Raw genomic sequence first — 7,680 nt, forward strand, 5'->3', positions numbered from 1 at the left:
GCCAACGCAACCGCGAGAACGCGAACAGCCACACCAACGCCAAAATAAGCGCGAGTCCCAGTACATACATTGTCGCCAGGACTTTGGACTGACGGATCGGGCTTTCCCAAAACTCCCAGATAAAAATAAGCGCGAGAATACTCAGAGCCAGAAGGGCAACAAACGGCCACCAGCGGGTATTCGCTGTCTTTTGTCCAGAAACTTTTTGCTCAGGAAATGTCATAAGCCGTCATCAAAATTTCGCAGACCGGTTCGTTTCAGGATCGTCATTTAAATAAACTAGTCATTTTCCGTAAACCGCAAATCAACGCGAATGGCCGCTGATGCTTTTTAATTCGCGATGATTCGCGTCTATTCGCGGTTGGAGATTGGGAAAGTTATTCAATCGTCGATCCTTGGCGAACATTCGTTTTCGGGAATATAGCAAGTCCCGGTCGCGGATGCCATGCTTTTTTGCCTGGCCGATTTCGCCGGAAGTCCCGCGATTACGGCCCTCTGCCGGTAATACATTCCGAGGCGCTTCGCCTATCTCTACGCAAAAAAAATCGCGCACCCGGAGAATATTTCAAATCTGGCACAAATGACTGTTAAGGACAACGATCATCTTATGGACATGGAAACCGTCAAACGCGCATTTTGCAAAACTGCTTTTCTGCTGCTGTGCCTGCCGCTGCCCGCCCAACTGCAAACAATCCACGATACCACCGCCTCAGTGCAAACGACCCTGCGTGCAACCACTGCCTGGCAGCCGGCCGCTGAGATCGGCGCGCAGGCTGTTTTACTGTCGCGGGCAGACGACACGTTTTTGCATCGCGCAAAAAGCTGGCGGGAGAAGAATTTTCGCATTCATTTTCTGCTCGGCGCAAACCGGGGGGATTATCAAGACTATGTTGCCGGGCTTTGGGATGGCCGCCCGCACGAAGATTGGCAACACAGCGAAAGCCATGATTATTTCTTTCCGGCAAAGCCGTTCATTGCTTATCTCAAGTCCCAAATAACGCATGCGATCGACTGCGGCGCAGAGGCCATCTATCTCGAGCATCCCGTATTTTTGCCGGGCGCGGATTCCAGCGCGTCATTCAAACGCAGTTGGCGTGAGCAGTTCAAAAGCGACTGGCAAAATCCCTCCGCTTCAGCCGAGTGGCGGTATATGGCCGGCAAACTGCAGCAACGCCTGTATTGGGAAGCTGTGGTTGACATTTTTGCGCATGCAAAACAATACGCGCAAGAAAAGAATCGTGAGGTTAAATGCTATCTTGCCACTCGCAGCCTGCTTGAGAACGCCCGGCGAGGCTTTGTCGGCCCGGCAACGCGCGTGTTGCACATTCCCGATTGCGATGGTGTGCTCGCAGAAATTGATGGGGAAGCGTTACTTGCGCCCAACGTCTACTCGAACGTGAGCGCGGCGCGTCCTTTTGAAACCGCTTTTTTGCAATACGGCCTGTTTGCCAATCAAGTGCGCGGTCACGGCAAGCAATTGCTGCTGCGTCTCGATCCGTTCAGCGGAGGAGGAGAAGCGCTGCCAGAAAGCGGAAAACTTTACCGCGCGCAACTCACGGCGGCATTGTTTTATCCCGAGCCTCGGCGCTTTGAACTGCCGGCGATTCCGCAAACTCTACTCGCCGCAGCGCGGAACAAAAGCGCGGCGCCCGCGGACTCCGGGCGCATGGCCGCCGCGCCGCCTGCGCTTTCCGTGCAGACACTGTTGGCAATCAATCACGCTCTCAAAGACATGACACACAAACATTCCGATTATGAAACCGCAGAGCGCGGCGTGGGCATTCTCATGAGTGATGCCATGTTATTGCAGCGTGCGGCGCCTGCTGCCAGTGATTCGTTGCTCTCATTTTTTTATGGCCTGGCATTGCCGCTGCTCAAACACGGTGTTTTCGTGCAACCCCTGGCGCTGGAAAATCTCCATCAGCCGCATTATCTCACGGGCTATAAGGTGATCTTTTTAAGTTATCGGTTCATGCAGCCGCAGGATTATGAATGGCATGAACGGCTAACAACCTGGGTACGCGCCGGCGGCACGTTGATCTTCATCGACGACGGCAATGATCCCTTCAATCAAGTAAAAGATTGGTGGCGCAAAGGCATGTTCGACTACACCAATCCGGCGGAGCATTTATTCGAAACACTCAAGCTGGGATACTGGCCGAAGCCCGGACGCAATCAAGTTGGCATGGGCTCATTTATCTATTTGGCCGAAAACCCCTCCTCGTTTGCGCACAAAACCAACGGCGCAACGCAACTATTGGAATTGGTGAACGCCGCCCTGCCTGCCGGGCGAACCGTTCAGACGCAAAATTATCTGCGGCTGCGGCGCGGGCCTTATGTCGTCGCTGCCACGTTTGCCGAAACCGCCAATGCCGGCGCTCAGGTTTTGCAGGGCGATTTTATTGACGTGTGGGATGAACGCTTGCCGCATCTCACGCAGGTTGCGATTGCACCGGGCGAGCAAGCGTTGTTGTACGATTTGTCGAAGATCGACAGTACGCAGGCCCACGTGGTGTCCGCCAGTGGCATTGTTGCGCAGGAACGCCGAAGCAAAAATGAATATGCGTTTTCTTTAAATAGCCCGGCCGGCATCATCATGCGTGTGCTGGTGTTCATCCCGGCAGCAAACGCGACTGTGCAAGCGAGCAGCTCCGGCAAATCCGTGAATATCAAAAACAAAAACGAAGGCAAGCTTTATTGGATGGAATTTGAAAACCCGGGGCCGGGCGTTGACGTGAAATGGACTTGGGAAGCCACTGCCCTCGGACAGGAAACGACGACGAAGTAATGGCACTGATGTTCAGAAGGCGAATACGCGCGACCATACGTTAATATAATAAGCCGCTTTGCAGACAAGCTGCAAAGCAAAGCTTCTGTGAAGCAGCAAAAAATTACTCAGCGAAATACACCGAAGTCACCGAGCCTCGCAAAAAACTTTGACAGGATGATTTATCTGCAGAATTATTCGTCATAGACTTTCAAAATTTTATTCTAAAGCTAATCGCATATTAGCCTTCATTCGTGATTTGAGATAATGAGACAGCCCGAATCAATCAATGCAAGCGTACACTCCGCCTTGCTTTGTTCAATTCGGGCTGTTTTATTTTAAATCGGAGAAGCGATTATACGAACCACTTTTCTCCGTTGGCTTTGCCGCGGTACGCGTCACACTTTATAAAACACGATCGGACACACCACCGTCAATGAGCCGCTGGCAATAACATCATACTTCCAGCGTTTGATTGCGTCGATAATTTCATTCTGAAGTTCCGCGATCGGGATTTCGGAGCTGAGCACCACCGCTTTGGCAACCGTGCCGTCGGCATTGATGGTGATCTCGACCTGCACTTTGCCGCCGATCTCCGGGTTGGTTTTGAGATATTTATTGTAAATGTATTGCAAGCGGCCCATGTTCTTCATCAGCACGCTGCGCAGGGATTCTTCACTGCGCGCGCCCAGCGCCTCTTGCGAGCCGCCGGTTTTGCTCATGGTTTCCACCTTCACGCGCGCGGCTTTTTCCAGCTTCACTTTCTTTTGCGAGCCAACATCGCCGGCGAGAATCTCATCGATCTTCGCGCCGCCGCCGCCCTCGCCTTCGCCGATCAAGCTCGCCGCGAGAATGTCATTCGGATCCGCGCCGCTACCGCCGGATTTTGCGCGGCCGCCGGCCGTCAGCTTTGTGTTGGTCGTCACGCTGGTTAACTGCGTCGCCAAACCCTGATCCAAAAGGCCGTCGATGACATTGCTGGCATTGTCGCTCGCGCCACTGCCGGTGAGCAAGGCCAACGCCGCCATCTCTTCAAGATTCACGCCCTGGCCGGAATTTTCCTTTTTCTCGCCATAACCTTGATTGCGTTTGCCCTCACGTTCTTTGGTCGAGCCGTCTTCCGCGCCCTTGTCCTCTTCTTTTTCTTCTTTCTTTTCTTCCGCGCCGGTTTTGGCGGTCGTGGCTTGCGCGAGTTGAGGCGCGGGCGGCGGCGGCTCCTCGGCCTTGGGAATAAATTTGCTAATGCGGCGCACGATTTGTTCCATCGGCATATCTTGTTTCGGCGGCTCGAATGGAATCGTGCTGAGCCAATAAGACGCGCCGGTATTCAGCACGAGCAGGCCCGCCAGAATCGAGCGAAACAGCCCGTCCTCTTTCAAATTCTTCAAAAATGCCCGCGCCGGCGAAAAACCGGAGAAGTCGAGCATTTCGGCGGGTGCATTGTCAAAGGCAAAATCGATGCGGATATCATGAAGATGAACATATCCGACTTTACCGGGCGTCAACGAAATATAGGGATACCCGTCGCGTTTGGGCAACAGGCCTTGGGAAAGCAAGTCTGTAAAGTTCAGCCGCGTGTTTTCTTGCACAACTTCACCGCGGCAGCCGTCCAGCAAACGCAGCTCGTAGCCGTTGCCGTTGGGCACGAACATGTTCATTTTCTTGGGAAAGCCGCTGCCGAAAAGCACGATATCGTTGTCCGGGCCCAGGCCGACGCTCAACGCTTCTTTCGGACGCAAATGCCGCACGCGCACGTCGCCGTTGCATTCGATGCGCAGCCTTAAATGTTGGATTCCTGCCATTCTATTTCAATCAATTTGTGAATTCACCAGTCATCACGAGGGATTGCCGTACACCAGCAGTTCCATGTTGTTGTAGCCGGTCACACCGCAGGTCGCCATCACACGTTTGATGATCGCAAACGCCATGTCGCGGTCGCTCATGATCACGACTTTGCCGTGAAAACCAAAGCGTTCATCCTGTTTGCCCAACGCTTCCGCAATGGATTTCTGATCCAACAAAGCGGCCTGCAGTTCTGGAATTTGCAAACTCGCGCCGAGATCAAGATCATCGATTTTGACCAACGGCTTATCATCCAGCATGATCCATTCTTTCGTCACACTGATGATGGGCGCCGGTTTGGGTTTGATGGTGCTGATCGATTTCGGCAGCGTAAGCTCGGGGCTTACGGTCACAAACTGGCCCTCCGAAGAAAAGCTTTTCAAGAGGAACACCAGCAAAATCGTGAACATGTCCATCATCGAGGTCAGGCGCAACGAAAGATTGAGGCCTTTATTGCTGCGGCCGACTTTCTTGAAACCGCCGGCAGAATGTCCTAGTTTTATCATAACTCAACCTGAAATCGAAACATTGGGAAAGCCGGCAACCCGGCAATTATCCATCACATCAATCACCACTTGATACCGGATATTGTCTTCCGGCGAAATAACCACGTCGCTGGCGTCCGGAAATTTTTGCTTGACCTGCGCCAAATAGGATTTGAGCAAGTCATAGTCATAGCCCTCGGCCTTGCGTGGAATCGGGCCAAACGTGAACGTCGGGCTTTTCAATTCAATGCCGCCGGCGCGAATAGCAAGCAAATTCAGCACGGCCGGTTTGCGCTCTTGCGCTTGCTGCTGTTGCGCCGTGCGCGCGGTGTTTTGCAGCTCCGGCAGGGAAATATCCAAAACCGCCAACTCGACGAACGTTGCCGTGACCAGCAGAAAGGGAACCAGAATCAAAAACAAATTCATCACCGGCATGATGTCGAGATCCGCGCCGGTCTTGTGCTTGCGCCCGACGGTTGCTTTCAAGTTCATTTCGTCACCTTGACACGATTCAGGCGCTGAAAAATACGCGCTGCGTTTTCGTTGATTTCATCCGTAATCGCGGTGATGCGCTCGTTCAGCATCGAATAGAAAACCAGCGTGGGAATGGCGACAATCAAGCCGAATGCCGTGGTGTTCATGGCAACCGCGATACCGGAAGCCAGCAAGGCTGCCTTTTGGGAGGCATCGGCATTCGTGACTGCAGCAAAGGAATCGATCAGGCCGAAAATCGTGCCGAGCAGGCCGAGCAACGTCGCAATGTTCGCCAACAACGAGAGATACGACGTCCGCTTTTCAATTTTCGGAATTTCCGCCATGGCCGCAACTTCCATCGCATGCTGCACGTCAGTGGGATTCTTCATGTATTCCTCCAGGCCGGCGCGCGTGATGCGCGGCAGCGCTGCTTGCGACATGCTGCACAACTCCACGGCATTGGCGATGTTGCCGCGCTGGATCAACTCGAGAATCTTGCTGACAAACGCGGTCGAATCAATGCGATTCTTGAAATTCAACACAATGAAACGCTCGATGATTATGGCCACGGCCAAAATCAATGTGAGCAGAATCGCCCACATCCAGCTTCCGCCGGACGCAAAAAAATTGACAAATGCACCCATACAGATTCAAACCTCCTTGACTTAAAACGAGAGATTGGGATTTAAAAATTTGCAAACGAAGAAATGAAAGCCGGCGCGTTCTGCAAACCGCCGGCATGCAACTCTTCGCGGTACTTCAATCGTGGCGACAAATTTACTCGTTAACGTTTCCGGCAACATTTACCACAGTGTTTGATCTTTGAGATAGCGGCGAGTATTTGGCGGATGGTAATCCTTCTCCAACGGTCGAAAAATGTCCCGGAAGAAGGAACGGTCGATTTCGATGCCGTCAACTTGAGGATCGCGACCGGGAATGATGAACAACGCCTGCGGCTTGGCAATGGTACCCAACACTTCGATATTCTTCATGAAGATTCTCGAAGCCGCAGCGGCTTCGTCAACCGCAGGAATGTGCGTCGTATCCTGCAACGCAGCGTGCGATGTCGTATCCGGAGCAGCTTTTTGCTGTGCATGCGCACTGCCGGCCAATACGCTCAACATCAGCGCCAACAGCAGGGCTGCGTCGAGGCTGCGCGGCTTTGTCGCGGGCACGTTATTTTGCTGGTCAAACATGTTCCTTGTCATCCGATTCCGTTCTGTGACAAAATGTTGGTGCAAAACTACTTTTCGTTGCCTTTGGTTGAAGCCCGCGAGACCGTTCTTATGTCATTTGGTTTAACCGCGGACCCGGCTGCGGACGGTTGCGCCTGCGCACCGCCATCACCGACGGGAGTTGAATTCAGTGTGCCGTTGGTGGCAGGCGCTACTTGTTCCTCCGGCGGTAATTCACGACCCAGCTCGGCCGCCAGCGTTTGTAGACGAGTGCGGCTTTGATCAACCCAGTCATTCGATATCTCATTCTCCCGCGCTTGCCGCAAATTGGCTTCGTAGGTTTCGTAAGCTTTTTCTTTGAAGGGGCGAATGCGTTCGTCCAGCTTCTGCTCGTATTGCACTTTTAAATCGCCCTCCAGCGAGGGGCGCGGCGACTCCCAAAAGGCGCGCGCAAATTCTTCGAATGCCGAACCGATGCGATGTACCGCCGCCGTCGCCCACTCGCCGACTTGATATTTGGCCGCTGTGGTGTAAGCCGTCTGCACGTCTTTAAACAGCGCTTGTTTGCGTTGCAAACTCTTGTCGAGCGGGGGCTCGAGATTCACGCGGCGATATGTATCGAATTGAATCTCGCCCAGCATGAATTGTGCTTGCGCCGGGAAATAAGGCTCGACGCTTTGGCCGCTGCGCTGCGCCTGCAAAAATTTTTCCGCGACTTGGCCGAAGTAACTGGCCGCCAATCTGAAATCCTGGCGCTTGAAACAGATATCACCGGCGCGGCAGAGCGCTTCCATCACCTGTTCGCTTTCCGCGGGATTCGTGGCCAGATAGCGATCGTAGGTTTTGAGCGCGTTTTCCTGCAAGCCGGCATTTTCATAACAACGCGCCGCCGCATAAATGGCTTTGCCGGCATAAGGCGAATTCGGGCGCGCCGTCA

At 53.4% G+C, this 7,680-nt stretch carries 6 protein-coding genes; 1 reads left to right on the forward strand and 5 read right to left on the reverse strand.

Translation table 11 applies throughout. The annotated features are described in order from the left end of the window. Window positions 1-580 precede the first annotated feature (580 nt). Entirely contained in the window at window positions 581-2,788 is a 2,208-nt protein-coding gene (locus tag FBQ85_23020) for a hypothetical protein (GenBank protein MDL1878016.1), read from the forward strand. 377 nt (window positions 2,789-3,165) lie between these two features. Here FBQ85_23020 and FBQ85_23025 read toward each other — a convergent pair whose 3' ends face one another. From FBQ85_23025 to FBQ85_23045, 5 genes are all read right to left on the reverse strand, one after another. Further along, complete coding sequence (locus FBQ85_23025; protein ID MDL1878017.1) at window positions 3,166-4,569, reverse strand: TonB family protein; 1,404 nt, start codon at window positions 4,567-4,569, stop codon at window positions 3,166-3,168. A gap of 33 nt (window positions 4,570-4,602) precedes the next feature. Further along, window positions 4,603-5,115, reverse strand: coding sequence for a biopolymer transporter ExbD (locus FBQ85_23030; protein MDL1878018.1), 513 nt, complete (start codon window positions 5,113-5,115; stop codon window positions 4,603-4,605). Window positions 5,116-5,118: 3 nt separating this feature from the next. Beyond that, window positions 5,119-5,586: a biopolymer transporter ExbD gene (locus FBQ85_23035; GenBank protein ID MDL1878019.1), complete on the reverse strand. Its 468-nt coding sequence runs from the start codon at window positions 5,584-5,586 to the stop codon at window positions 5,119-5,121. Further along, entirely contained in the window at window positions 5,583-6,212 is a 630-nt protein-coding gene (locus FBQ85_23040) for a MotA/TolQ/ExbB proton channel family protein (protein MDL1878020.1), read from the reverse strand. The genes FBQ85_23035 and FBQ85_23040 overlap by 4 nt, the downstream gene beginning before the upstream one ends. Window positions 6,213-6,371: 159 nt before the next feature. Next, window positions 6,372-6,764, reverse strand: a complete 393-nt coding sequence (locus FBQ85_23045) for a hypothetical protein (protein ID MDL1878021.1) — start codon at window positions 6,762-6,764, stop codon at window positions 6,372-6,374. Window positions 6,765-7,680 lie beyond the last annotated feature (916 nt).

This window comes from Cytophagia bacterium CHB2 (assembly GCA_030263535.1).
Lineage (GTDB): Bacteria > Zhuqueibacterota > Zhuqueibacteria > Zhuqueibacterales > Zhuqueibacteraceae > Coneutiohabitans.

Coding starts and splice junctions, on each gene's coding strand:
- FBQ85_23025 (MDL1878017.1), bottom strand. CDS start 4,569: ATGGCAGGAATCCAACATTTAAGGCTGCGCATCGAATGCAACGGCGAC.
- FBQ85_23040 (MDL1878020.1), bottom strand. CDS start 6,212: ATGGGTGCATTTGTCAATTTTTTTGCGTCCGGCGGAAGCTGGATGTGG.
- FBQ85_23045 (MDL1878021.1), bottom strand. CDS start 6,764: ATGTTTGACCAGCAAAATAACGTGCCCGCGACAAAGCCGCGCAGCCTC.
- FBQ85_23020 (MDL1878016.1), top strand. CDS start 581: ATGACTGTTAAGGACAACGATCATCTTATGGACATGGAAACCGTCAAA.
- FBQ85_23035 (MDL1878019.1), bottom strand. CDS start 5,586: ATGAACTTGAAAGCAACCGTCGGGCGCAAGCACAAGACCGGCGCGGAT.
- FBQ85_23030 (MDL1878018.1), bottom strand. CDS start 5,115: ATGATAAAACTAGGACATTCTGCCGGCGGTTTCAAGAAAGTCGGCCGC.